23 protein-coding genes are annotated in these 22,785 nt (G+C 58.9%); 13 read left to right on the forward strand and 10 right to left on the reverse strand.

The window, feature by feature from the left end; translation table 11 throughout:
* Nucleotides 1–101: 101 nt before the first annotated feature.
* The 4 genes from HCU74_RS12070 (at nt 102) to HCU74_RS12085 (ending at nt 1,875) form a co-directional block, all read left to right on the forward strand.
* On the forward strand, nt 102–563 hold the full coding sequence (locus HCU74_RS12070) for a hypothetical protein (RefSeq protein ID WP_168450671.1): 462 nt from the start codon (nt 102–104) through the stop codon (nt 561–563).
* A gap of 160 nt (nt 564–723) precedes the next feature.
* Nucleotides 724–1,188 carry a phasin family protein gene (locus HCU74_RS12075; protein WP_168450672.1) on the forward strand — a complete coding sequence of 155 codons (465 nt, stop codon included), beginning with the start codon at nt 724–726 and terminating at the stop codon, nt 1,186–1,188.
* A gap of 166 nt (nt 1,189–1,354) precedes the next feature.
* The gene (locus tag HCU74_RS12080; RefSeq protein ID WP_168450673.1) at nt 1,355–1,513 is read left to right on the forward strand and encodes a YqaE/Pmp3 family membrane protein; all 159 of its coding nucleotides are present in this window, start codon (nt 1,355–1,357) and stop codon (nt 1,511–1,513) included.
* The gene (locus HCU74_RS12085) at nt 1,510–1,875 is read left to right on the forward strand and encodes a DUF4112 domain-containing protein (protein WP_168450674.1); all 366 of its coding nucleotides are present in this window, start codon (nt 1,510–1,512) and stop codon (nt 1,873–1,875) included. The genes HCU74_RS12080 and HCU74_RS12085 overlap by 4 nt, the downstream gene beginning before the upstream one ends.
* A 50-nt stretch (nt 1,876–1,925) precedes the next feature.
* On the opposite strand, the gene ahpF is transcribed toward HCU74_RS12085, so the two are convergent.
* Together ahpF and ahpC are read right to left on the reverse strand one after the other, a co-directional pair.
* Entirely contained in the window at nt 1,926–3,512 is a 1,587-nt protein-coding gene (gene ahpF / locus HCU74_RS12090; RefSeq protein ID WP_168450675.1) for an alkyl hydroperoxide reductase subunit F, read from the reverse strand.
* 60 nt (nt 3,513–3,572) lie between these two features.
* A complete protein-coding gene (gene ahpC, locus HCU74_RS12095; RefSeq protein WP_168450676.1) occupies nt 3,573–4,142 on the reverse strand; it encodes an alkyl hydroperoxide reductase subunit C in 570 nt (189 codons plus the stop codon).
* 164 nt (nt 4,143–4,306) lie between these two features.
* Here ahpC and oxyR point away from each other — a divergent pair, with 164 nt between their 5' ends.
* Nucleotides 4,307–5,224, forward strand: coding sequence for a DNA-binding transcriptional regulator OxyR (gene oxyR, locus HCU74_RS12100; RefSeq protein WP_168450677.1), 918 nt, complete (start codon nt 4,307–4,309; stop codon nt 5,222–5,224).
* A 19-nt stretch (nt 5,225–5,243) separates the two neighbouring features.
* Here the strand turns inward: oxyR and HCU74_RS12105 are convergent, their stop codons facing one another.
* The 5 genes from HCU74_RS12105 to gshA all read right to left on the reverse strand — a co-directional run bounded on the left by HCU74_RS12105 (nt 5,244) and on the right by gshA (nt 9,062).
* Nucleotides 5,244–5,939, reverse strand: coding sequence for an LrgB family protein (locus HCU74_RS12105; RefSeq protein ID WP_168450678.1), 696 nt, complete (start codon nt 5,937–5,939; stop codon nt 5,244–5,246).
* Nucleotides 5,936–6,292, reverse strand: a complete 357-nt coding sequence (locus tag HCU74_RS12110) for a CidA/LrgA family protein (protein WP_168450679.1) — start codon at nt 6,290–6,292, stop codon at nt 5,936–5,938. Before HCU74_RS12110 ends, HCU74_RS12105 begins: the two co-directional genes overlap by 4 nt.
* Nucleotides 6,292–6,792 carry a disulfide bond formation protein B gene (locus HCU74_RS12115; RefSeq protein WP_168450680.1) on the reverse strand — a complete coding sequence of 167 codons (501 nt, stop codon included), beginning with the start codon at nt 6,790–6,792 and terminating at the stop codon, nt 6,292–6,294. Before HCU74_RS12115 ends, HCU74_RS12110 begins: the two co-directional genes overlap by 1 nt.
* A 78-nt stretch (nt 6,793–6,870) precedes the next feature.
* A complete protein-coding gene (locus HCU74_RS12120; RefSeq protein WP_168450681.1) occupies nt 6,871–7,485 on the reverse strand; it encodes an ACP phosphodiesterase in 615 nt (204 codons plus the stop codon).
* Nucleotides 7,482–9,062 carry a glutamate--cysteine ligase gene (gshA, locus tag HCU74_RS12125; protein ID WP_168450682.1) on the reverse strand — a complete coding sequence of 527 codons (1,581 nt, stop codon included), beginning with the start codon at nt 9,060–9,062 and terminating at the stop codon, nt 7,482–7,484. The genes HCU74_RS12120 and gshA overlap by 4 nt, the downstream gene beginning before the upstream one ends.
* A 140-nt stretch (nt 9,063–9,202) precedes the next feature.
* Here gshA and HCU74_RS12130 point away from each other — a divergent pair, with 140 nt between their 5' ends.
* The 5 genes from HCU74_RS12130 (at nt 9,203) to HCU74_RS12150 (ending at nt 13,524) form a co-directional block, all read left to right on the forward strand.
* Complete coding sequence (locus tag HCU74_RS12130; protein ID WP_168450683.1) at nt 9,203–10,108, forward strand: Dyp-type peroxidase; 906 nt, start codon at nt 9,203–9,205, stop codon at nt 10,106–10,108.
* 330 nt (nt 10,109–10,438) lie between these two features.
* Entirely contained in the window at nt 10,439–10,615 is a 177-nt protein-coding gene (gene lptM / locus HCU74_RS12135; RefSeq protein ID WP_168450526.1) for an LPS translocon maturation chaperone LptM, read from the forward strand.
* 2 nt (nt 10,616–10,617) lie between these two features.
* Nucleotides 10,618–11,868, forward strand: coding sequence for a diaminopimelate decarboxylase (lysA, locus tag HCU74_RS12140; RefSeq protein WP_168450684.1), 1,251 nt, complete (start codon nt 10,618–10,620; stop codon nt 11,866–11,868).
* A gap of 81 nt (nt 11,869–11,949) precedes the next feature.
* Nucleotides 11,950–12,780, forward strand: a complete 831-nt coding sequence (gene dapF / locus HCU74_RS12145; RefSeq protein ID WP_168450685.1) for a diaminopimelate epimerase — start codon at nt 11,950–11,952, stop codon at nt 12,778–12,780.
* A 36-nt stretch (nt 12,781–12,816) separates the two neighbouring features.
* Entirely contained in the window at nt 12,817–13,524 is a 708-nt protein-coding gene (locus HCU74_RS12150; protein WP_345889689.1) for a DUF484 family protein, read from the forward strand.
* 62 nt (nt 13,525–13,586) lie between these two features.
* Here the strand turns inward: HCU74_RS12150 and HCU74_RS12155 are convergent, their stop codons facing one another.
* Genes HCU74_RS12155 through tfpB form a run of 3 tightly spaced genes read right to left on the reverse strand, consistent with a single transcriptional unit; the run spans nt 13,587 to nt 19,307 of the window.
* Nucleotides 13,587–14,513: a branched-chain amino acid transaminase gene (locus HCU74_RS12155; RefSeq protein ID WP_168450931.1), complete on the reverse strand. Its 927-nt coding sequence runs from the start codon at nt 14,511–14,513 to the stop codon at nt 13,587–13,589.
* A gap of 39 nt (nt 14,514–14,552) precedes the next feature.
* Entirely contained in the window at nt 14,553–17,480 is a 2,928-nt protein-coding gene (gene glnE, locus HCU74_RS12160) for a bifunctional [glutamate--ammonia ligase]-adenylyl-L-tyrosine phosphorylase/[glutamate--ammonia-ligase] adenylyltransferase (protein WP_168450687.1), read from the reverse strand.
* A gap of 36 nt (nt 17,481–17,516) precedes the next feature.
* Nucleotides 17,517–19,307, reverse strand: a complete 1,791-nt coding sequence (gene tfpB / locus HCU74_RS12165; protein WP_168450688.1) for a type IV pilus assembly ATPase TfpB — start codon at nt 19,305–19,307, stop codon at nt 17,517–17,519.
* A gap of 212 nt (nt 19,308–19,519) precedes the next feature.
* Here tfpB and HCU74_RS12170 point away from each other — a divergent pair, with 212 nt between their 5' ends.
* The 3 genes from HCU74_RS12170 to argE all read left to right on the forward strand — a co-directional run bounded on the left by HCU74_RS12170 (nt 19,520) and on the right by argE (nt 22,781).
* On the forward strand, nt 19,520–20,197 hold the full coding sequence (locus tag HCU74_RS12170; RefSeq protein ID WP_168450689.1) for a TIGR00153 family protein: 678 nt from the start codon (nt 19,520–19,522) through the stop codon (nt 20,195–20,197).
* 38 nt (nt 20,198–20,235) lie between these two features.
* On the forward strand, nt 20,236–21,498 hold the full coding sequence (locus HCU74_RS12175; protein WP_168450690.1) for an inorganic phosphate transporter: 1,263 nt from the start codon (nt 20,236–20,238) through the stop codon (nt 21,496–21,498).
* 125 nt (nt 21,499–21,623) lie between these two features.
* Nucleotides 21,624–22,781 carry an acetylornithine deacetylase gene (argE, locus tag HCU74_RS12180; RefSeq protein WP_168450691.1) on the forward strand — a complete coding sequence of 386 codons (1,158 nt, stop codon included), beginning with the start codon at nt 21,624–21,626 and terminating at the stop codon, nt 22,779–22,781.
* Nucleotides 22,782–22,785 lie beyond the last annotated feature (4 nt).

Below are 22,785 nucleotides of genomic sequence, written 5' to 3' on the forward strand. Positions count from 1 at the left end.
GGGCAACTCCTGCCACCAGGACCCCGACTCTGAACACCGTAGTACCGAGCGACACAAGCAATCACGGGTCGCAACCCCACACTACTATGAGAGGCACTATCATGAGCGAAGAAAAAGGCAACATCATCGAGAAAGCAAGCACCGTCGCCAAAGACGTACTGATGGCTAATCTCGGTCTGGCTGGCAAAGCCTTTGAACAAGGCCAGGAACTGCTGAAGGACACCGAAACCAAGTTCAAGGCAACTGAAGCCAAATACAAAGACCTGTATGCCAAGCGCAACGAAATTTTTGAAGGCCTGGTAAGCCGTGGCGAGAAAGTACAGAGCGACGCCATTGCCAAGTTCGAAGCCCGTAAAGAAGAAGTTGTTTCCAAGATCAAGGAAAGCAAAGAAGAAGTTACTGCCAAGCTTGAGTCTGTAAAAAGCGAAAAGGTAGAAGCTCGCATTAAAGAACTGCGCGGCAGCCTGGAAAGCAACTTCGAAAAGATCAAGAGCAAGGTTTCTCGCAAAGCCGAGGAAGCTAAAGATGCAGCGGAAGATCTGTCAGAAGCGGTTGCATCGTAAGCAAGCATTTCGGCGGTCGATTTGACCGCCACCACCCAAGGTCTTAATCACACCTATGCTTTGCACGATGCACTTTCGGGTCATCGTGCTTTTTTATGTATCTTTTTCAGGTTTGTTGCGACACAACGTTCAGTAACAAGCCGGTATCATGGAGCACAGTATGAGCAACGACAAGAAAAGCCTGAAAGACGTTTCTTCACAAGCAGGCGAACTGGCTAAAAGCATTTGGTTGGCAGGCCTGGGCGCCTACGGCCGCGCCTATGACGACGCTCAGGAAGTGGTCGAAAAGGCGAGCAAGGAATCTCCCCGCCTGTTCAAGGAGCTGGTTGAGAAGGGTAACAAGCTGGAAGCCCAGGCCCGTGAAAAACTGGGTGATGTCTCCACCATTGGCAAAACCGCGTCCATCGAAGAGCGCATCAGCAAAATGCGTGCGAGCCTCGGCTTCGGCCATACTGCCAGTGCCGACGATATCGAGCGCCTTGAAAAGAAGCTCGACGCGCTGAGCAAGAAAGTTGATGCCCTGACCAAGTCTTCGGCGTCCGCACCGGCCACCGCTGCACCCAAAGCCAAAGCACCGCGCAAAGCGGCTGCTAAAAAGGCACCTGCCAAAAAAGCGGCTGAGTAATTAATTTCAGCGCACGGCAACGTGCGCTGTGCCACAAGCCAATGGCCATCGCCACTGGCTTGTGTTCCTTTGCCTCGAAAAATCCCTCCCTTCGGCCTCCCAATTGCAGCAATTTACGTCTAGGATCAGTCATATCTCAAAAGCAGCTATATGAAGGACTGACACCATGGACTTGATCCGCATTATCTTCGCCATTCTCCTGCCTCCCCTCGGCGTATTCCTTCAGGTCGGTATCGGCAAGCATTTCTGGATTAATATCATTCTTACGCTGTTCGGTTACCTGCCCGGCATCATCCACGCTGTCTATATCATCGCCAAAAAATGAATCAGGACGAGGTAAACCTGCGGCTAAGGCGCAGCCGCCAGCTCGCAACACTGCTGGATAGCGCCTGGGTCATTCCCGGCACACAGTGGCGTATAGGCCTCGACTCCATTATCGGTCTACTGCCGGTTGGAGGGGATCTTGTCAGCGCAATACTGGGCCTGGGTATAGTCTGGCAAGCCCACCAGCTCAAAGCGCCCCGTCGTTTGATCCTGCAAATGCTGGCCAATATCGGGCTCGACTTTCTACTTGGTGCGATCCCCATCATTGGTGATATTGCTGACATTGCCTACCGCAAGAATCTGCGCAACGCCAATTGGCTGGAAAAATGGGTCGCGTCGCGGCCCACCGACAATCAATCCTGAAATGGACAAAGCCCCTCGCCGAGGGGCTTTTTTCATCGATGCAGAAGGGTTCAGGCGGCTTTGCTATCGCTGCGACCTTCTTCGACCGAGCTGCGAATCAGGTAGTCGAAGGCCCCCAATGCGGCAGTGGCACCGGCTCCCATTGCAATCACGATTTGCTTATAGGGGCTCGTGGTGGCATCCCCCGCCGCAAAAACTCCCGGCAATGAGGTCGCGCCACGCTCGTCAACGATGATCTCCCCGCGACCACTCAAGTCGATCTTGCCCTTGAGGAAATCTGTGTTTGGCACCAGGCCGATCTGCACAAAGATTCCCGCCAATTCCACATGGCGACTGTCGCCACTCACCCTGTCGCTATAACTCAGGCCGGTGACCTTTTCCCCGTTGCCGAGGACCTCCGTCGTCTGGGCATTGACAATGATCTCGATATTTCCCATGGACCTGGCTTTACGTTGCAAGACCTCGTCGGCTCGCAGGCGGCTGTCAAACTCCAGTACCGTGACATGCTTGACGATGCCCGCCAGGTCGATGGCCGCCTCGATGCCGGAGTTTCCCCCACCAATCACCGCCACTGACTTGCCCTTGAATAGCGGGCCGTCGCAGTGAGGGCAGTAGGCAACACCACGACCGCGGTATTCCTGCTCTCCCGGCACGTTCATTTCCCGCCAGCGGGCACCGGTCGCCAACATCACACTGCGGCTAAGCAGTGTCGCACCGCCCTCGACGTCAATTTCAATGGTACCGTCGTCGCTGACCCGCAGGTCCGCCGCGCGGTGTCCGCTCATAATGTCGACGTCGTAGCTCTGTACATGGGCCTCCAGGTTGGCCGCAAGTTTGGGGCCTTCGGTTTCTTTAACCGAGATAAAGTTTTCGATGCCCACAGTGTCCAGTAATTGGCCACCGAATCTCTCGGCCAGCACCCCGGTGCGTATGCCCTTGCGGGCCGCGTATATCGCGGCAGCCGAGGCCGCCGGGCCGCCTCCTACCACGAGCATATCGAACACCGGCTTTTCCTTGAGCCGATCCAGGCTCCGCGCCGCTGCGCCGACATCCACTTTCTTCAATATGTCGGCAAGACTGATCCGCCCCTGGGCAAAGCTCTTGCCGTTGAGAAACACCGACGGCACGGCCATCACTTTCCGATCATCCACCTCGTCCTGAAACAGGGCGCCGTCGACCATCTCGTGAGTGATTCGCGGATTGATCACCGCCATCATATTCAAGGCCTGAACCACGTCGGGGCAGTTCTGGCAGCTCAGGGAAATATAGGTCTCGAAGTGATGGTCACCTTCGAGTTCCCTTACCTGTTCGATCAGCGCCGGATCAATTTTCATTGGATGACCACCACTGTGCAGGATTGCCAACACCAGCGAGGTAAACTCGTGGCCGAGGGGCAGGCCGGCAAAGCGCAGTTCGGTATCGACCTCGGTCGAGCGAACACCCATCGCCGGGCGCCGTACCGGGCTGTCGCGGTCTTCGCGAACCTGTATCTGGCTGGATAGCCCCTTGATATCTTCAACCAAAGCGGCAATTTTATCGGAGGCGTCACCATCACTGAGATAGGCGACAAGTTCCACCGGCGTTTTCAGGTTTTTCAGGTAGCTCGCAAGCTGCTGTTTCAGTGTGTTGTCTAACATGGTGACTCCCACAATGGTGTCGAATTCTTGAACATCCGGGCCTTGCGGCCCGGGCCGGGATCAGATTTTGCCAACCAGATCCAATGACGGAGACAGGGTGTCGTCGCCGGGCTGCCACGCGGCGGGGCACACTTCGCCGTCGTGCTCTGCCACGTACTGGGCCGCCTGAATCTTGCGCACCAGTTCCTTCGCCGAACGGCCAATGCCCAGGTCGTGCAATTCCGCAACCTTGATCTCACCCTCGGGGTTAATCACAAAGGTGCCCCGCAGCGCCAGGCCGTCGTCTTCGATCATCACCCCGAAGTTGCGTGAGATTTTGCCGGTCGGATCGCCGATCATCGGGAATTGAATCTTGCCGATGGTGTCCGAACTATCGTGCCAGGCCTTGTGGGTGAAATGGGTGTCGGTGGATACCGAGTAAACCTCTACGCCCATCTCTTGAAGTTGTGCGTAGTGATCGGCCATATCACCTAACTCGGTGGGACAGACAAAGGTGAAATCGGCGGGATAGAACATGACCACAGACCACTTACCCAGCAGGTCGGCGTCGCTGACATCGACAAAGTCTCCGTTGTGGAACGCCGTTGCCTTGAAGGGAAGTATTTTCGTGTTAATGATGGTCGGAAACATAGTGTTACTCCTGATGCCTGTACTGAGTGAAAGAATCTCTTCTGTTCGAAGACAGGAACATCTTAGGAAACCACCTGGCAGCGGTCTAATCGATCATTTTTATAATGTTAATTGTCATAACCTATGATAGTTTCTAAGCCCTTAGGACAGAGGACGATATCTGCATGGTAAAAATCCGCGACCTGCAATACCTGGACGCCGTCGCCCGCCACCAGCATTTTGGGCGAGCCGCTGAGTCCTGCTTTGTCAGCCAACCCACCCTCAGCGGCCAGATTATGAAGCTGGAGGAACAGCTCGGGCTGATGCTGATCGAGCGCCACCGCAAGCGGGTAATGCTGACCCCCGCTGGCGAGGCCCTTATCGCTCGCGCACGGGCCGTGCTGCGCGCCGCCGACGACTTTGAGGAAACCGCCAAGGCCCTCTCCGACCCACTGTCCGGCAGTCTGCACCTTGGCTTGATCCCCACCGTGGCGCCCTACTTGCTGCCTCACATTATGGGCGGCCTCAGTAGTGACCTGCCGAATATCGACTTCTATCTGCACGAAAACCAAACCCAGGTGCTATTGCAGCAACTGGATGAAGGCCAGCTCGACGTGGTGATTCTGTCCTGGTTAGACAGCATCGAGCACGTTGAGCGGTACAGTCTGTTCAAGGAGGCGCTGGTGCTCACTGTCCCCCTGCGCCAACCCCTGGCCAAGAAACGCGAGGCCACCCTCGCCGACCTCGACGGTCAGCTGGTACTCACATTGGAAGACGGCCATTGCCTACGGGACGAGACTCTGGATTATTGCTTCAGCGCCGGTGCGCGGGAGGATGACCGCTTTCAGGCCACCAGCCTGGAGACCCTGCGCTACATGGTCGCCAGTGGTCTCGGCATTACCCTGATGCCTGAACTCGCGGTGCGCAGCAGTGATATCGACCAGGGGCTGAGCTATATCCCCTTCCGCGAGCCGCCCCCCACTCGGGAAATCTGCCTGCTGGTAAGACCAAACTACTCCCGCATGGAGTGTGTCCGTGCCATGGTGGCGTCCATTCGCCAGTCGATGGCAAAACCGCTGGCGGCGTCGCGGCTGGCACCCTGAACCGGGGTCTGTCCCCTGTTCAGAGCAACCAGCGTGCAGCGAGGGGCACGACCAGCGCGGTAAAGGCCCCGGTCAGACACAACGCGAGGCTGGCAAAGGCCCCCGCCACCGGGCTGCGCTCAAAGGCGCGGGAGGTACCTATCGCGTGGGCGGCCAGCCCCAGGCAAAACCCCCACAGGCGGTCGTCTTCAATCTTCAGCCTGCGGAATAACCACGAGATGGTCGAGATACCGGCCATGCCGGTCAAAATCACCGACGCCACCGCGATCGAGGTCACACCGCCGATATCATCGGTGACGATGATGGCAATAGGCGTAGTGATCGATTTGGTGGTCAATGACAGCAGCGTTGATGCGCTCGCGCCACACCACCAGGCCAGAATCAGGGCTGACAGGCAGGCAAAGCTCGCACCGCACACCACAGTAATCATCAACGGTCCCGCCAGTGCGCGCAGCAGGTGTAATTGGCGATAAAGGGGCACCGCCAGCGCCACGGTAACCGGCCCCAGCAGGAAGTTCAGCCAGTCAATGTCCCGATAATAGTCCGCGTAATTTTTGTCCAACAGCACCAACGCCAGGGCGATACACACCGCACCGCCAATGGTCGGGTGCAGCAAGGCCACACGACCACTACTCAGATACAGCCATTGCGCCAGTTGAAAGGCGGCAAGTGTCAGGCACAGGGCAAATAACGGGCTGTCGAGCAATGCCGTCACGGTGTACGACCCGCCAGATATTTCAACAGTAGGCCGCTAACAATCAGCGTGAGCCAGGTGCCCAAGGTCACCGCAACAATAAACGCCCACCACTGGTCGGCGAATCCGTCACCGAGGAAAAACACTCCCGCCGCAGGGGCCATCAGCAGCAGCGGCAGCAAATCAATCAGTCGCTGACTGCCCTGGGCCAGCCCCTCCGGCACCGCCTTATCCAGATAAGCGCCCCGAACGCAAAGAATGGCGAACAGCAAAAACATGCCCACCACCTGGCCGGGCAGGGGTAAATTCAACCCCCGCTGCAACGCCTCGCCCGCCAGCTGGCAAGCAAATAATGTGAGAAACCCCGCCAGCATCAGCGGCGCGGTGTGGCAAAAATGGTGGCCACTGCCGCCAGGCCGAGGCCGATAAAGGCGATCATTGCCCAGTTCGGCATACTCAAACCGAACAGTGTCCACACCACCTCTGCACAGTTGCCATCGCCCATCATCAGCGTGCTAAACGCTTCGCCAAAGGGCAGGTTTTCAAACATATACTCCAGGCTGGGACCACAGGCGGGCACCTGATCTGGCGGCAGGCCCTGCAACCACACCTGACGCCCCGCGACTGCAGCGCCACCCGCACAACACAGCAGCATCAACCCGGCTGAGAGGTAGCGGCCCACTCCGTGGGGATGAAAAATCAGCGACATCAGCGCCACTAACCCAGTGAGCACAAAAAAGGCACGCTGGGTGATACACAGGGGGCAGGGGTGCAAACCATCGACATACTGGGCATACAGCGCATAGGCGAGCAGACCGATACAGCAGGCGAGAATAAAGGTGTAAATCACACGAACCGGAATGGGTAGTAACATGGTCTGGGCCTGTAGAAAATTTTCTGCATACGTTAGGGGATTGCCGCGCCGCAAACAAGCGCTGCGACGCGGGGTGGTTTAATGGGCAAATTCCTGTGGCAACTGCTCCAGTAACCGGGGGTAGAGTTGATCGAAACAACGGGCGATCGCCGGACGTTGGGCGTCGAGTACCGCGGCGCAATCCCGCAGGGGGTTTTGCCGCTTCAGCCGCCGGGAGATACGCGCCAGCATCTGCGCCGCCATCGTCCAGTCGCGCAGTATACACAGCACATTGTGCTCGGTGAGAAACGCCAGTTGGCGCTGGGCCGCCACCGGAAAATGCTCGCGCTTAGCCCCCAGCACCCGGTAGCATTCCCCGGCAAACTGCGCCGCGGTAGGCGCGTTATCCAGGGCATGGTCTGACCAGCGATCCAGTAAAAAATGGTCAAAGCACACGTCCAGTGCAATACCGCCATAGCGTCGAAACTCACTGGGGAAGCCCGCCAGACACTCGCTGACCAGAGGATGGCCGTCAGTCAGCGCATCTATACGCCGATGCAAACGTATGCCCACCTCCCACTCTGCGGGCCAATCGCCCCGCAGCGGCCCCTTGATATAGTCCCCCAGCAGCGCGCCGACCAACAGCGCCTCATCATCGTAACCACCCTGACGGGCAACCACCGCCGCCAGATGAAAATGAGCCAGGTAATTCACAGCTCGCTGTATTGCCGATAGAAGCGCGCCAGATAGTCGTCGAAGCTCTCCTCCTGCTGGCTTTCTGCGGCGGCCTGAGCCGCTTTGGATTCCTGCTTCAAGGCGACATAGTGGGCGTGTTGTGCGGGAGACAAAACCCGCTCCCGGAACGCCGCATCGTGCTGCTGTGACTGGCGCAGGGCAAAGTGGAAAAAGCTACCGTCGGTCTCTGCAATCTGCTCAAGAATCTGCGCCGAGGGTGTCAGTGCCGAATTGCGCAGCTTGGCCCGCTGGGCGGCACAGCTTTCCATATAATCGCCGCCACCGTGGGCCTCGTCGAGCAGGGCGGCAAGCTGTTCAACCCCGTCGAGAATGTCCTCCCCCCACTCCACCAGATTCCGGGACTGCCCCAGATGACGCAGGGTAAGTCCCGGCTCCCGGCCACGATTCACCACATCAAGCAGGTTTTCGGTGATGTCGGCATTGGCATCGTCGTCGCAGAAGGGACTTTCCACACAAAGGCAGTACAGTAGAAACGCATCGATAAACCGAATCTGCTGGGCGCTGATGCCCACCGGCAGCAAGGGGTTTACATCCAGACAGCGCACTTCGATATATTCCACGCCACCCCGGCGCAGGGCGCCCAGCGGAATCTCACCGCTGGCGGTGACTCGCTTGGGGCGTATCGGGCTGTAAAACTCGTTTTCAATTTGCAGCAAACCGGTGCTGAGCTGCTCATCGGCGGGGAAGTCCTCGTAATCACTGTGGGACGTGGTGATGGCCCGGCACAGGGTATCCACATAGTAGTCGAGGTGGTTGTAGCAAATGTGAAGGTTTTTCTGGGCGTTGCTCTGGTAGCCCAAATCCCCCATGCGCAGCGAGGTGGCGTGGCGGGCGTACAGCGTATAGTCACCCAGCGCTTCCAAACTGTGGGCCTGCCCGTTCACGAAACAGCTGGACACCGCCGGTGCCGCACCAAAGGCGTATACCAGCAGCCAGGAATAACGACGGAAATTACGTATCAACGCAAAATAGTTTTCCGTGACATAGTCTTTGTCAGCACTGCCGTTGCGACCATGTTGAGCGACTTCGCTCCGGTGCAGAACGTCCCACAGGGACTCCGGCAGGGAGAAGTTGTAATGGATGCCGGCAATGGTCTGCATCTTGCGGCCGTAGCGATGCCCCAGCCCCAGCCGATAGCGGGTTTTCATCGTCGCGGAATGGCTGCTGCCATACTGGGCAACGGGAATCGCATCGTCGTCGCTACCCAGACGACAGGGCATACTCGCATTCCACAGGGCCTCGCCGCCGAGGTTCTGGCTGACGAAGCGGTGAATATCGTCCAGCTCGTTGAGGGTGTCGGCAATGCTGGTGCTGACCGGCGTGATAAACTCCAGCAGCGCCTCGGAAAAGTCAGTGGTAATCGAGGGGTGCGTCAACGGCGAGCCGAAGGCCTCGGGGTGAGGCGTTTGCGCCAGACGACCTTCGCCGTCCATACGCAGGCTTTCCTTTTCAATGCCGCGACGGATATCCCTTAGCAGGTGTCGGTTGCCGGGCTCGGCCAGCACAGCCAGCTTCTGCGTAAATGTACTAGACAAATTACTGTCCTCAAGTGGGCATTGAAAAACGGCCGGACAGTTTAAATCCGGCCCCTGTCGCGAACAAGCATTGCAGCAAATGGATTGCCAGAATAGCGCCATGCTGATAAAAATTAGGAAAAACAGGAGATCTTCGTAGAATGAGTAACCCCCAGCCCGGCATTTTCGTCGAGGGCAGCCGCAGCCACTTTTTCCTTGAATACCAACTTTTGGACACCGTCGCCCCGGCGCTGTTACAACAGCAGGTCGGCGCGGCAATTGCCGCACTGCGCCAGCGGGACGGCCGCGGTGTCAATATCGTGTGGGCGTTTTCCGCCGATTGCTGGCAGCGCCTCGACAAACCCCAACCCGCAGGCCTCAAGCCCTTCCAGCCCATTGGGCAGGGCGACAAGACCGCACCCGCCAGTCAGCGCAGCATCTTTGTCTGGGTGCACGGCGACAGCCACAGCGACAATTTTGATACCGCCCTGCGCGTCACCGGCCTACTCGAAGGCATTGCGCGACTGGAACTGGAGGTCAATGGCTTTGTTTACAAGGACTCCCGCGACCTGACCGGTTTTATCGACGGCACCGAAAATCCCAAAGAGCAGGGCCGTCAGAAGGTCGCACTGATCCCCGATGGAGAGATCGGCGCCGGAGGCAGCTTCGTGCTCTCGCAGCAATGGCAGCATCAGCTCAAGCCCTTCCACGCCCTGCCCGAAGCGGAACAGGAAAAAGTCATTGGCCGCACCAAGGCCGACAGCATAGAGCTGGACGACGAAGTGATGCCCGAGGATTCCCATGTCAGCCGCAGCGACGTAAAACTCGACGGCGTCGCCCAGAAGCTCTACCGCCGCAGCGTGCCCTATGGCGGTGTGCGCGACCATGGCCTGTACTTTCTGGCCTTCAGCTGCGAACTGGAACGCTACGACCGGATTCTGGCCAGTATGTTCGGCACCACCGACGACGGCGTTCGCGACCGCATCACCGACTTTTCCACGCCATTGACAGGAAATTACTGGTTTTCGCCGAGCCGGGATGAACTTTATTCACTGGTAGCGGACTAAATTTGCGAAGTCTCCTACTCTAGGTATTTTTGGGCGCCCCCTGTGGCGCCCTTTTTTTTGGGCGCTAGACGCTAGACGCTAGACGCTAGACGCTAGACGCTAGACGCTAGACGCTAGACGCTAGACGCTAGACGCTAGACGCTAGACAGCGTTTGGATCGAGTGTCTTTGCAGTCAAGCAGCAATTTGCCAATGTTCTATATTTTCCGCACCCGATCCGACTGTCTTTGCGCCTCCCGTCTCCCGTCCAGCATCTCCCGCCTCCTTCCCGGCCCCTGCCATCTCCCCCTCAGCACAGGTATACTACGCGATCAATTTTCAGGGGCTTGTCATGTTCGCCAGCAACCACACCCGCCGTCGTACCGCTATCGCCTTCTGCCTGTGTGCCTTGAGCCTTGGCGGTTTGAGCGCCTGCGGTCAGACCGGGCCACTGGTCTACCCCGACGACAACGGCGCCGCCACGCCACAGCAGTCGGCACCCCAACGCCAACCATCCGCAAGCGAGTAAGCATGAGCGCATTCCATTACCAGAACGGCAGTCTTTATGCCGAGTCCGTTTCCCTGTCTGATATTGCCGCCGAGTACGGCAGCCCCTGCTATGTCTATTCGCGCAATTATCTGGAACAACGCTTTCTGGAATACAGCAACGCGCTTGAGGGTCAGGACCACCTGGTGTGCTACGCGGTAAAGGCCAACTCCAATATCGCGGTACTCAATGTGCTGGCGCGGCTTGGCGCGGGCTTTGACATTGTTTCCGTGGGCGAGCTGGAGCGGGTATTGGCCGCCGGCGGCAAGGCGGAGCGCGTGGTATTTTCCGGCGTGGGCAAAACCAAGGCGGAAATGCGCCGGGCATTGGAGGTAGGCATACTCTGCTTCAATGTGGAATCAGAGGCCGAACTGGAGCGCCTGAACGAGGTCGCCGCTGAACTGGGCTGTCGCGCACCGGTGTCCATTCGCGTCAATCCCGACGTGGACGCCAAAACCCACCCGTATATCTCCACCGGGCTGCGTGACAACAAATTCGGCATCGATATCGCCCGTGCACCGGCGGTATACCAGCGGGCCGCTTCCCTCGATCATCTGGAAATCAAAGGTGTGGATTGCCATATCGGTTCCCAGTTGATCGACACCACACCCTTCCTCGACACTCTGGAGCGCCTGCTTCAGCTGGTCGACGAACTGGCGAAGCAACAGATACACCTGAGCCATATCGACCTTGGCGGTGGCCTCGGCGTGCGCTATCGCGACGAGCAGGCACCGAACACCGGCGAATATATCGCAGCCATTCGCCGCCGGCTCGGCGACCGCCAGGTCAAGCTGATGTTTGAACCCGGCCGCTCCATTGCCGCCAATGCCGGGGTATTGCTGACAACCGTGGAATTTTTGAAGCTCAATCCGCATAAAAATTTCGCCGTGATCGATGCTGCTATGAACGACATGCTGCGCCCGTCGCTATATCAGGCGTGGATGGACCTGCTGCCCGTCACCCCCCGCGAAGACGTGGACGCGCGGCTTTACGACGTCGTCGGCCCGGTGTGTGAAACCGGCGATTTCCTGGCAAAAGACCGCGAATTGCGCATTGAATCCGGCGACTTGTTGGCTCTGGCGTCGAGCGGCGCCTATGGATTTACCATGAGTTCCAATTACAATAGCCGTGGACGGGTGGCCGAGGTGATGGTCGATGGCGATCAGCATTATCTGATTCGCGCCCGTGAAACTGTCGCCGACTTGATGCGTGGCGAAGCTCTGTTACCGCTATAGCCGCACCTCGCGGCAAGTACAGAATAAGAGCGCCCGCATCGCACTACTGCGCTATCGGCGAGGCGCCTCACAGGACACACAATGCAGCTACGTTTTACCAAAATGCATGGCCTGGGCAATGATTTTGTTGTGGTGGACTTAATCACCCAGCGCTTCAAACTCAAGCCCCACCATATCCGCAAGCTCGCCGACCGGCATTTTGGCGTCGGCTGCGATCAGGTGCTGGCGGTGGAAATTCCCACCCGGCCCGATGTGGATTTCCGCTATCGCATCTACAATGCCGAAGGCAGTGAGGTCGAGCAGTGTGGCAACGGCGCTCGCTGCTTCGCTCGCTATGTGGTCGACAAGCGACTCACCGGAAAACAGGTTATCAGGGTAGAAACCCTTGCCGGAGTGATTGAACTCGAGCTGGCTGAAAACCGCCAGGTGCGCGTCGATATGGGCCAGCCCATTCTGGAGCCGGCACAGATTCCCTTTCAGGCCGAGGCTCAAGCCGAGTACTATCCGCTGGAGATCGACGGTCAGTCCTGGCAGGTGGGTGCCGTGTCCATGGGCAATCCCCATGTAGTGTTGCCGGTGGACAACGTCGATACCGCGCCAGTGGCACAGATCGGCCCCATCGCCGAAAGCCACCCCCGCTTTCCCCAGCGGGTCAATGTCGGTTTTATGCAGATTATCAACCGCGACAAGATTCGTCTGCGGGTGTTCGAGCGCGGCGTCGGCGAAACCCTGGCCTGCGGCACCGGAGCCTGCGCGGCCGCTGTCGCGGGCATCGTACAGGGCCACCTGAACGACACCGTAACGGTAGAGCTGCCCGGTGGCGCCTTGAGCATCCACTGGTCGGGTCCCGGCCATCCCGTTATTATGACCGGGCCAGCTACCACGGTGTTTGAAGGCCAGATTCAGGTGTAATACAACGCCCAGCCACCCCCAAACAAGGATATGCGTGTGGACAATGCCAAACCCAACAAAGACGGCCTGCCCAGCGAAAGCGAAGTGGCGCGCTACCTGCGCAACCATCCGGGCTTTTTCTTGAACAACGAAGATATCCTGGCAGAACTCAAGCTCGCCCACGCCTCGGGCAAGGCCGTTAGCCTGCTGGAGCGCCAGGTAGAGCTGCTGCGCGAACGCAATATGGACATGCGCACCCGGCTCAATAACCTGCTGGAAAACGCCCAGAACAACGACGTGATTTTTCAGCGCAGCCGCGAGCTGATTCTGGCTCTGCTGGAGGCCCGTCGCCCGGAAGAATTGAACAATATCCTGTGCCGCCGTCTGGTCGCCGATTTTGAAAAAATCGACTACGCCAGCCTGATTCTGTTCGGCGATCCATCGCGTATGGGCAGCAGCCAACTTCGAGTGGTCAGCCCGGAAACCGCCCAGGAAAACATCGGCGCCCTGCTCCGTGGCAAGGCGGTATGCGGCGTGCTTCGCGGCGAAGAACTGAGCTTTTTGTTTGGCAAACACGCCGACCACATTGGCTCGGCGGCACTGGTGCCGGTCTGCCCCGGCACCGGCCAGGGCGTGCTCGCAATTGCCAGCAAAGACCCCCAGCACTTCAAGTCCAGCATGGGCACCCTGTTTATCGACTTTATCGTCGAGGTGCTGAATCGCACCCTGCCGCGACTGATGAAAGGCCCCTACAGCGCCGGCTAAAACCCGGTTGCCGAGCGTAAAAAAGGCCGCATCAAGCGGCCTTTTTTATGTCTTTGGCGAGGTTATTTCACCGGCGTCAGCCACTCGGGGAATTGCTCGCGACGGCCTTTCACCTGGTCGAAGTAGCGGGTTTGCAGCTCGGTGGTAATCGGGCCGCGCACACCGCTGCCTATTTTGCGACCGTCCAGTTCACGGATCGGCAGCACTTCGGCAGCCGTACCGGTGAAAAAGGCCTCGTCGGCAACGTAAACTTCGTCCCGGGTAATCCGTTTTTCAATCAGCTCCACGCCCATTTCCTGACAGAAGGCAAAGATGGTGTTGCGGGTAATCCCGTCCAAACAGCTAGTCAGCTCGGGGGTGAAGATTTTCCCCTCACGCACAATAAAGACGTTCTCGCCGCTGCCTTCTGCCACATAGCCTTCGTTGTCGAGCAGCAGTGCTTCTTCGCAGCCGCTGTCCAGCGCCTCGCGCAGCGCCAGCATCGAGTTGATGTAGTGGCCGTTGGCCTTGGCTTTACACATAGAGATATTGACGTGGTGACGGGTATAGGAGCTGCAACGCACCTTGATGCCATTGTCACGGGCTTCCGGGCTCATATAGGACGGCCAGTCCCATGCCGCCACAATAACGTGGGTGCGCAGATTGTCGGCGCGCAGCCCCATGCCCTCTGATCCCAAAAACACCATCGGCCGCAAATACGCTTCGTCGAGATTATTCTCGCGCACTACCTGGCGCTGGGCCTCATTGATGACCGCCTTGTCGAAGGGCATGTCCATTCTCATGATATGGGCGGAGCGGAACAGGCGGTCGGTGTGTTCCTGCAGACGGAAAATACAGGTACCCCGGTCTGCAGTCTGGTAAGCGCGAACGCCTTCGAACACGCCCATGCCGTAGTGCAGGGTGTGGGTGAGCACGTGCACCCGGGCATCGCGCCAGGGAACCATTTCACCGTCAAACCAGATCAGACCATCGCGGTCGGCCATGGACATCGTCATCTACTCCTAAACTTATGTGCTCTGTAAGCGTTATTAACCAGCTTGATCCGCCACCATCAACCGTTGCCACAGACGTTGAACATTGGCGCGTTCCGCCGTCAGCAGTGTATCGTCGAGCAAGCCCTTCTGTTCCTGAAGGCTGGCCCGATGCGACTCACTGCGAAAGGCAATATACGCGTCGATCAGCGCCTGAGTATCTGCCTCGGGAATCAAACCTCGCTCGCGAAGGGATTCGAGAATGCGGATATTATCAGTGTAGTTATGCAGCGGCGGGTGCAGATGCGACCAAGCTAAAACGGCGTATTGCACCATAAATTCAATATCAACGATACCACCCAGCCCCTGTTTAAGATGAAATTTGCCATTTTTTTCGCCACCGGCTGGCAGCAGGTGTTGACGCATTTTTTCGCGCATGGCCACCACATCTTCGCGCAGCGCTGCTTGATCCCGCTGTATTTGCAGAATTTCGCCGCGCAGTTCGTTAAATTTCGCCGCCAGCACCTCGTCACCCACTACCACCCGCGCCCGCACCAGGGCCTGATGCTCCCAGGTCCAGGCCTGGCCACGCTGGTAGTCGCGAAAGGCAGAAAAAGAGCTGACCAACAAGCCGGAATTGCCCGAGGGCCGCAGGCGCATATCAACCTCATACAAAGCGCCCAGGCGGGTCGTCGCCGACAGGATATGAATAATGCGCTGCCCCAAACGGGTGTAGAACATATTGCTGTCGAGTGGCCGCTCGCCATCGGTGATCGCCCCGGCAGGAGCGTCGTGCAGAAACACCAGGTCGAGATCCGAGCCATAGCCCAGTTCAATACCGCCCATTTTGCCGTAGCCCAACACCACGAAATGGCGGCGCTCGCTGGGCAGGCCGTCGGTGGCGGTCGGCGCACCGTGCTTTTCCACAAGGTTTTGCCAGGCGATATCCACCACCGCTTCCAGCACCACTTCGGCAATGGCGGTAAGGTAATCACTCACTTTCATCAGCGGCAGGCTGCCGCCTATTTCAGAGGCCGCTACCCGCAATACGTGGGCCAGACGGAAGTAACGCAGCGCCTCCATCTGGGCTTCCAAATCCTGTTCGTCGATGCGCAGCATACGCTGACGCAGTTCGCTGTGCAGGCCGTCCTTGTCCGGCACCGAATACAGGCTGCGGGCATCCAGCAACTCGTCGAGGAGCACCGGGTGGGCCGCCAGCTGACGCGACACCCAGGGGCTGGCGTCGCACAGCCTTACCAACTGGCGCAGTGCGCCGGGGTTTTCCATTAACAACACGAGATAGGCGGTACGTCGCAACACCGACTCAATCAGCGGCAGTAGTCGCAACAGGGTGCGCCCGGGCTCTTCGGCCTCCGACAGCTGCTCCAGCAGTAACGGCAGAAAATCGTCGAGCCGCTCCCGCGCGCTGCCCTGCATTCGCTGCACCACCGCACCGCCCAGCAACGCGACCAGTCGCCGCGCCACTTCCTCGGCGTCGTCGTATCCGGCAGCGGTGAACGCAGCGGCAAGTTCCTCCTGATCGGCGTCTTCGATCAAGGCCTGCCACTCATTGAGGTGGTCCTTGTTCAGTGAGGTCTCTTCGTCGGGCGACGCGATGACATTGGCGAAATGTTCGGCGACACGCCCGCGCAGCCGCGCCAGCTCCTCGGCAAAATCATCCCACCCGGAAAAGCCCATTGCCCAGGCCAGCGCCGCCTGGGCATCTTCTGCTGCGGGGAGCTTCTGGGTTTGTTCGTCGCGCCAGGCCTGGATGGCGTGCTCGGTATTGCGCAGGAACACGTTGGCCGCCTGAAGGTCTGCCACCACCGGAGCGGGCAGCAGCTCCATGTCCCGCAAATTGGTCAAAATCGTCTGCAGCGCCCGCTCCTGTAACTCCGGCTCCTGACCGCCGCGAATCAACTGAAAACACTGGGCGATAAATTCAATTTCGCGAATACCGCCGGAGCCCAGCTTGATGTTGTCCTGCAAACTGCGGCGCACCACTTCGCGCTGTATCATGCCCTTCATATCACGCAGGGAGTCTATCGCCGAAAAGTCCAGATAACGGCGATAAACAAAGGGCCGCAGTCGCGCCATCAGCCCATTTCCCACCTTGGGGTCGCCGGCGATGCAGCGGGCCTTGATGAGCGCGTAACGCTCCCAGTCCCGCCCCTGATCTTCGTAGTATTCCTCCAGTGCATCAAAGCTCACTACCAGTGGGCCGCTCTGGCCATAGGGGCGCAGTCGCATATCAACCCGGAACACAAAGCCATCACCGGTGCGGGCATCCAGAGCCTTGATCAGGCGCTGCCCCAAACGGATAAAAAACTGCTGATTATCGACGGTACGCGGCCCGCCAACGGTCTCCCCGGCCTCGGGGTAACTGAACACTAAATCGATATCCGAGGATAAATTGAGCTCCCCTGCACCGAGCTTGCCCATCGCGATCACCAACATCCGCTGGGGCACCCCGGCCCGGGATTGCGGCTCGCCCCACTCCCGGCATAACTCCTCGTGCAGCCAGTCCAGAGCGCGGCGCACACAGACCTCGGCCAAAGCGGATAAGTCCGCAACAGTGGCCTCCATCGGCGCCACACGGTTGATGTCCCGCCAGACAATACGCAGCCAGTGACGGTGCCGGAATTGACGTAAACACGCTCCCAGTTCATCGGCGTTAGTACAAGCGGCGCTCGCCGCGGCCAACTCACCGTCGATAGCACCCGCTGCCAAGGGCTGGTCGAGGGCACCGCTGTCAGCCAGCTCGATCAGCATTGCCGGGTAGCGTGTACAGTAATCGGCAAAGGCGGGACTGCAGGCCATTGCCTTCAACAATTGCGGGCGGGCTGGCGAATCGGCAAAGCCTTGGTACCACTGCGCCTGCTCGGGGCTGCAACGCTCCAGCAAACCCACCCAGCGGGCGCGCAGGCCCGGTTGAAGAGCGACGGGAACGGTATCGCTGTTACGCAGTAAATCGACCTGAGTCATCGAGCTTTCCTTTTTATTTTGCTGTGGCCTGCGCTCTCAGGGCCGGTGTACCGGCGGCGCGACGCGAAGAATTTCGGCGATGGTGGTCTCTCCGGCGGCGACCTTGCGCGCACCGCTGAGGCGCAGCGTTCTCATACCCTTTTTCATCGCCAGCAGGCGCAATTCATCCAGTGCGACATCGTCTTTAATTGCCGCCTGAATTTCGCCCTCTACCGTCAGAATTTCATACACCCCCTGACGGCCGTAGAAGCCGGTATTACGGCACTCCAGACAACCCTCGGCGTGAAAATACCGCGCCGGGGCGGCCAGCTTCCACGGAGCGGTCAGCGCCGACCATTCCACCCCGTTGGGATCAACCTCCTCCACGGTCTGGGGCGCCTTGCAATGGGGGCACAGGGTACGCACCAGCCGCTGGGCCATCACCCCAAGCACAGTGGCACGAATCAAATACGCAGGCACCCCCAGCTCCAGCAGCCGCGTCACCGCCGAGGGCGCGTCGTTGGTATGCAGGGTGGAGATCACCAGGTGGCCGGTGAGGGCGGCCTGTATCGCCATTTCGGCGGTTTCCAGATCGCGGATTTCGCCGATCATGATGATGTCCGGGTCCTGGCGCAGCAGGGCACGCACCCCGCCGGCAAAATCAAGGTTGATGTTGTGCTGGACCTGCATTTGATTGAAGGCGTCCTCGACCATTTCGATGGGGTCTTCAATGGTGCAGACATTGACCTCGGAACTGGCGATTTGACGCAGGCTGGAATAAAGCGTGGTGGTTTTACCGGACCCGGTCGGCCCGGTCACCAGCACAATACCGTGGGCCGCACCGATCATCGACCGCCACCGGCTCAGGTCTTCACCGCGCAAACCCAGCTGATCGAAGGAGCGCAGCAGTACCTCGGGGTCGAAGATCCGCATCACCAGCTTTTCGCCAAAGGCCGTCGGCAGGGTAGACAGGCGCAGCTCTATCTCCTCACCGTTGGGGTTTTTGGTTTTCAGGCGGCCGTCCTGGGGGCGACGTTTTTCCGCCACATCCATTCGTCCGAGAATTTTCAGGCGGCTGACCACCGCGGTGAGCACCGCTGCGGGTAGTTGATAGACGGTGTAAAGCACGCCGTCGATACGAAAGCGCACATTGCCCTGATCCCGGCGCGGCTCGATATGAATATCACTCGCGCGCTGGTCATAGGCGTACTGGAGTAGCCAATCCACAATATTAACGACATGGCTGTCGTTGGCATCCAGATCCTTCTGCTTGCTGATCTCCAGCAGCTGCTCAAGGTTGGCGCTGCCCCCGGATTTGCGGTCCTCGCCACTGGCCCCGCGCACCGAGCGCGCCAGGCTGTAAAACTCGACCGTAAAGCGGTCGATGGCCTCGGGGTCGGCCAATACTCGGCGAATGGGGCGGTTGAGAATATGTTGAAGGTCCTTCACCCAGGTGCTGACCTTCGGCTCGGCGCAGGCTATGACCACCTCGTCATGGGTCGAGGCCACTGCCAGAATGCGGTGGCGCTGGGCAAAGGCAAAGGACATTACCTCCGTGACTGACGGCACATCGACCTTTAGCGGATCAATACGCATGCACCCCATTTCGCACTCGCCGCCGAGCCATTCGAGAATACTGTCTATACTCAGGCAGGTATCGGCGCGGCGGGCATCGGCAATTTGCTGGCTGGCGAGGAAATTCACCGGGTGTTGCAGACGGTCGCCCCGGCGTGGCGGCGACAGTGACACCCGTTTTGCTGACGCACTGGCCAGTAGTCCGGCCTCGACCAGTCCCCGCACCAGTAATCCGGTGTCCAAGGGGCCCTTATGGGACGACAAAACCGACATTCATTCTCCAAATTGTCACAGTTGTCCGAAATGATAATAGCTGGCGATGGACGCGGGAATAACGCCGCAAGACCACTGACTGCGAAAGTTTACAGCATAGCTTCACCGCCAGTGCGATGCACTGATTGTGAACAAAACTGGTGACTGACCCCGCTCCGTCCGTATAATCCGCCGCAGGTCGCACCCCAAAAACCGACAATGGAGCCTTTATCGTGCCCTTGAATCAGTTGAACAACCTGTTTGGCAAGTCGCCCTTCAACCCGATCCAGAAGCATATCCAGAAGGCGGAAGCCTGCGCCCAGGGCCTGCGGCCCTTTATCGCAGCGGTCATCGCCGAAGACTGGGATGCCGCGCTGGCCGCCCAACAGCACATCGTCACCCTGGAGAACGAGGCCGATGAACTGAAAAAGCACATTCGGCTGAATATGCCCCGTAGCCTGTTCATGCCCGTGCCGCGACCCGATCTGCTTGATCTGGTGACCATGCAGGATCGCATCGCCAACTGCGCCAAGGATGTGGCCGGATTGATGCTCGGCCGCAAAATGCGCATTCCCGACGTGCTGACCACCAGCATGACCGAATACGTCGATCTGGCCGTTCGCACCGCCTCCCAGGCGCGCGGTGCCATCGACGAGCTGGACGAATTGCTGGAAACCGGCTTTCGCGGCAGGGAAGTGGAATTGGTCGAAAAAATGATCGAAGACCTCGATCAACTGGAGTCTGCCGCCGATCAACTGCAGATCAGCATCCGCGGCGACCTGTACAGCATTGAACGCGACCTGCCACCGGTGGACGTAATGTTCCTCTACCGCATCATCGAGCTGATCGGCGAGCTGTCAGACAAATCGCAGAAAGTAGGCTCGCGCCTGCAGGTCATTATCGCCCGCTAAGCGCGCCGGGTGGAAATTCGCTAGTTAAAGGAACTCACATGTCTATTATCGCTGAACACGGGCAGTTGCTGCTCATCCTCGGCTGCCTATTCGGCTTCTTTATGGCCTGGGGTGTTGGAGCCAACGACGTTGCCAACGCCATGGGGACCTCTGTCGGTGCCAAGGCACTGACCATCAAGCAAGCCATTCTGATCGCCATGCTGTTCGAATTCTGCGGCGCCTACCTCGCCGGGGGAGAGGTTACCCAGACCATCCGCAAGGGCATTCTCGACCCCAGCTTTGTGGCTGATACCCCTGAATTACTAGTCTACGGAATGCTATCGGCCCTGCTCGCCGCAGGCACATGGCTGCTGGTGGCCAGTATGATGGGCTGGCCGGTATCCACCACCCACTCCATTGTTGGCGCCCTGGTTGGCTTCGCCGCTGTGGGTATCGACGTAGATGCGGTCGCCTGGGGTAAGGTCGGTCAGATTGTTGCCAGCTGGGTGGTCTCACCGGTATTGGCGGGCACCATATCCTTTGGCCTGTTCCTCAGCGCCCAGAATCTGATCCTCAACGCCGACAAGCCTTTTGAAGCGGCCAAGCGCTACATTCCGTTCTACCTGTTCCTTGTCGGCTTTATGATCGCGATGGTCACCCTGACCAAAGGTCTGAAGCATATTGGCCTTGGCCTGAACTTCGGCGAATGCCTGGTCTACGCCGCCTTCGCCGGCCTCGTCATTACCGCCATTGGTCAGTTGTTCCTGTCCCGCATCACCGACACCCCCAGTAAGGACGGCAACCGTTTCGCCAGCGTCGAGCGGGTGTTTGCGGTATTGATGGTATTCACTGCCTGCGCCATGGCCTTTGCCCACGGCTCCAACGACGTTGCCAATGCCATTGGCCCTGTGGCCGCAGTGGTCAGCGTGATTCAGTCCGGCGGCGAAATAGCCGCGAAAGCCGCTCTGCCCTGGTGGGTGTTGCTGCTGGGCGCGGCGGGTATTGTGTTTGGTCTGGCCACCTACGGTTTCAAGGTCATCGCCACCGTCGGCACCAAAATCACCGAATTGACCCCAAGCCGGGGCTTCGCGGCGGAACTCGGCGCGGCGACCACGGTGGTACTGGCCTCGGCCACTGGCCTGCCGATCTCAACCACCCACACCCTGGTTGGCGCGGTACTCGGTGTCGGTCTGGCCCGGGGCATTGCTGCACTCAACCTGCGGGTGATTCGCAACATCTTTATGTCGTGGATTGTCACCCTGCCAGCCGGTGCGGGCCTGGCAATTGTGTTCTTCTTCACCTTCAAGGCTATCTTCGGCTAACAGCCGATACGGTGCGACCCGGTCAAAGGGTCGCACCCCTCTCCCCACCGAATTTTCCTGCGCCCCTGTTCCGCATTGGGTTTCGGCCATACAATAGGCTTCCCCCACGCCCGAGTTACGCCGTAATGAACACCCCCCGCCTACTTGACATGATGGGCCAGCTCATTGCCCTGCCCTCTGTGAGCGCCACCAGCGAACGCTGGGACATGGGCAATCGCAAGGTCATCGAACAACTGGCCAACTGGCTGGAACCACTGGGGTTCAAGGTGCGCATCATGCCCCTGGCCAACCCCGACAAAGCCAACCTTATTGCGACCTACGGCAGTGGCGAAGGCGGCTTGGTATTGGCCGGTCACACCGACACCGTGCCCTATGACGAGGCCAAATGGCAGTCAGACCCCTTTACCCTCAGCGAACGCGACAACCGCTACTACGGCCTGGGCAGCGCCGACATGAAGGGCTTTTTTGCACTGGTCATCGAAGCCCTCAAACCAATGCTCGAGCAGAATTTCAAGTCACCGTTAATCATTCTGGCCACCGCCGACGAAGAGAGCAGCATGGACGGTGCCCGGGCACTGGTTAAAGCCGACCTCAGCGGCGCCCGCTACGCCATTGTCGGCGAACCTACCGGCCTGCGCCCTATTCGCGCCCACAAGGGCATGATGATGGAAGGCATTACCATTACCGGCCGCAGCGGCCACAGCTCGAACCCTGCACTGGGCAACAACGCCCTGGAAGCCATGCATGAGGTTATGGGCGCGCTGATGACCCTGCGCGGACAACTGCAACAGCAGTACCATCACCCCGGCTTTGCGGTGCCCGGCCCCAGCATGAACTTCGGCTGCATCCACGGCGGCGACAACCCCAACCGCATCTGCGGCCAGTGCGAGCTGCACTTCGACATTCGCCCGGTGCCCGGAATGGAAGTTGCCGCCACCCGCGAACGCTTGCAACAACTGCTTACCCCCATTGCCGAACGCCGCAAAATCAATATTGGCCTGCGCGAACTGATGCCCGGCATCGAGGCCTACGAGCAGGCTGCCAACTCCGAACTGGTGCAAATGGTTGAGCAGCTGACGGGACTTGGCGCAGAAACCGTCGGCTTTGCCACTGAAGCCTCGTTTTTCCAAAAGCTGGGAATGCAAACCATTGTGATGGGGCCGGGCCATATCGATCAGGCCCATCAACCCGACGAATACCTGGGCGCGGACCAAATCACCGACGGCATCACCCTGCTGCAGCAACTGATCGCAAAAGTCTGTCTGCACCAAAACAAAGCATAGGGGT

The sequence above is a fragment of the Spongiibacter thalassae genome (assembly GCF_012272835.1).
Classification (GTDB): Bacteria; Pseudomonadota; Gammaproteobacteria; order Pseudomonadales; family Spongiibacteraceae; genus Spongiibacter; species Spongiibacter thalassae.

Bases quoted from the DNA above. Each gene is read 5' to 3' on its own strand.
- HCU74_RS12080 (WP_168450673.1), top strand. From the start codon at position 1,355: ATGGACTTGATCCGCATTATCTTCGCCATTCTCCTGCCTCCCCTCGGC.
- dapF (WP_168450685.1), top strand. From the start codon at position 11,950: ATGCAGCTACGTTTTACCAAAATGCATGGCCTGGGCAATGATTTTGTT.
- HCU74_RS12130 (WP_168450683.1), top strand. From the start codon at position 9,203: ATGAGTAACCCCCAGCCCGGCATTTTCGTCGAGGGCAGCCGCAGCCAC.
- HCU74_RS12070 (WP_168450671.1), top strand. From the start codon at position 102: ATGAGCGAAGAAAAAGGCAACATCATCGAGAAAGCAAGCACCGTCGCC.
- HCU74_RS12075 (WP_168450672.1), top strand. From the start codon at position 724: ATGAGCAACGACAAGAAAAGCCTGAAAGACGTTTCTTCACAAGCAGGC.
- lptM (WP_168450526.1), top strand. From the start codon at position 10,439: ATGTTCGCCAGCAACCACACCCGCCGTCGTACCGCTATCGCCTTCTGC.
- HCU74_RS12115 (WP_168450680.1), bottom strand. From the start codon at position 6,792: ATGTTACTACCCATTCCGGTTCGTGTGATTTACACCTTTATTCTCGCC.
- argE (WP_168450691.1), top strand. From the start codon at position 21,624: ATGAACACCCCCCGCCTACTTGACATGATGGGCCAGCTCATTGCCCTG.
- lysA (WP_168450684.1), top strand. From the start codon at position 10,618: ATGAGCGCATTCCATTACCAGAACGGCAGTCTTTATGCCGAGTCCGTT.
- tfpB (WP_168450688.1), bottom strand. From the start codon at position 19,307: ATGTCGGTTTTGTCGTCCCATAAGGGCCCCTTGGACACCGGATTACTG.
- ahpC (WP_168450676.1), bottom strand. From the start codon at position 4,142: ATGTTTCCGACCATCATTAACACGAAAATACTTCCCTTCAAGGCAACG.
- glnE (WP_168450687.1), bottom strand. From the start codon at position 17,480: ATGACTCAGGTCGATTTACTGCGTAACAGCGATACCGTTCCCGTCGCT.
- HCU74_RS12175 (WP_168450690.1), top strand. From the start codon at position 20,236: ATGTCTATTATCGCTGAACACGGGCAGTTGCTGCTCATCCTCGGCTGC.
- oxyR (WP_168450677.1), top strand. From the start codon at position 4,307: ATGGTAAAAATCCGCGACCTGCAATACCTGGACGCCGTCGCCCGCCAC.
- ahpF (WP_168450675.1), bottom strand. From the start codon at position 3,512: ATGTTAGACAACACACTGAAACAGCAGCTTGCGAGCTACCTGAAAAAC.
- HCU74_RS12110 (WP_168450679.1), bottom strand. From the start codon at position 6,292: ATGCTGGCGGGGTTTCTCACATTATTTGCTTGCCAGCTGGCGGGCGAG.
- HCU74_RS12085 (WP_168450674.1), top strand. From the start codon at position 1,510: ATGAATCAGGACGAGGTAAACCTGCGGCTAAGGCGCAGCCGCCAGCTC.
- HCU74_RS12155 (WP_168450931.1), bottom strand. From the start codon at position 14,513: ATGTCCATGGCCGACCGCGATGGTCTGATCTGGTTTGACGGTGAAATG.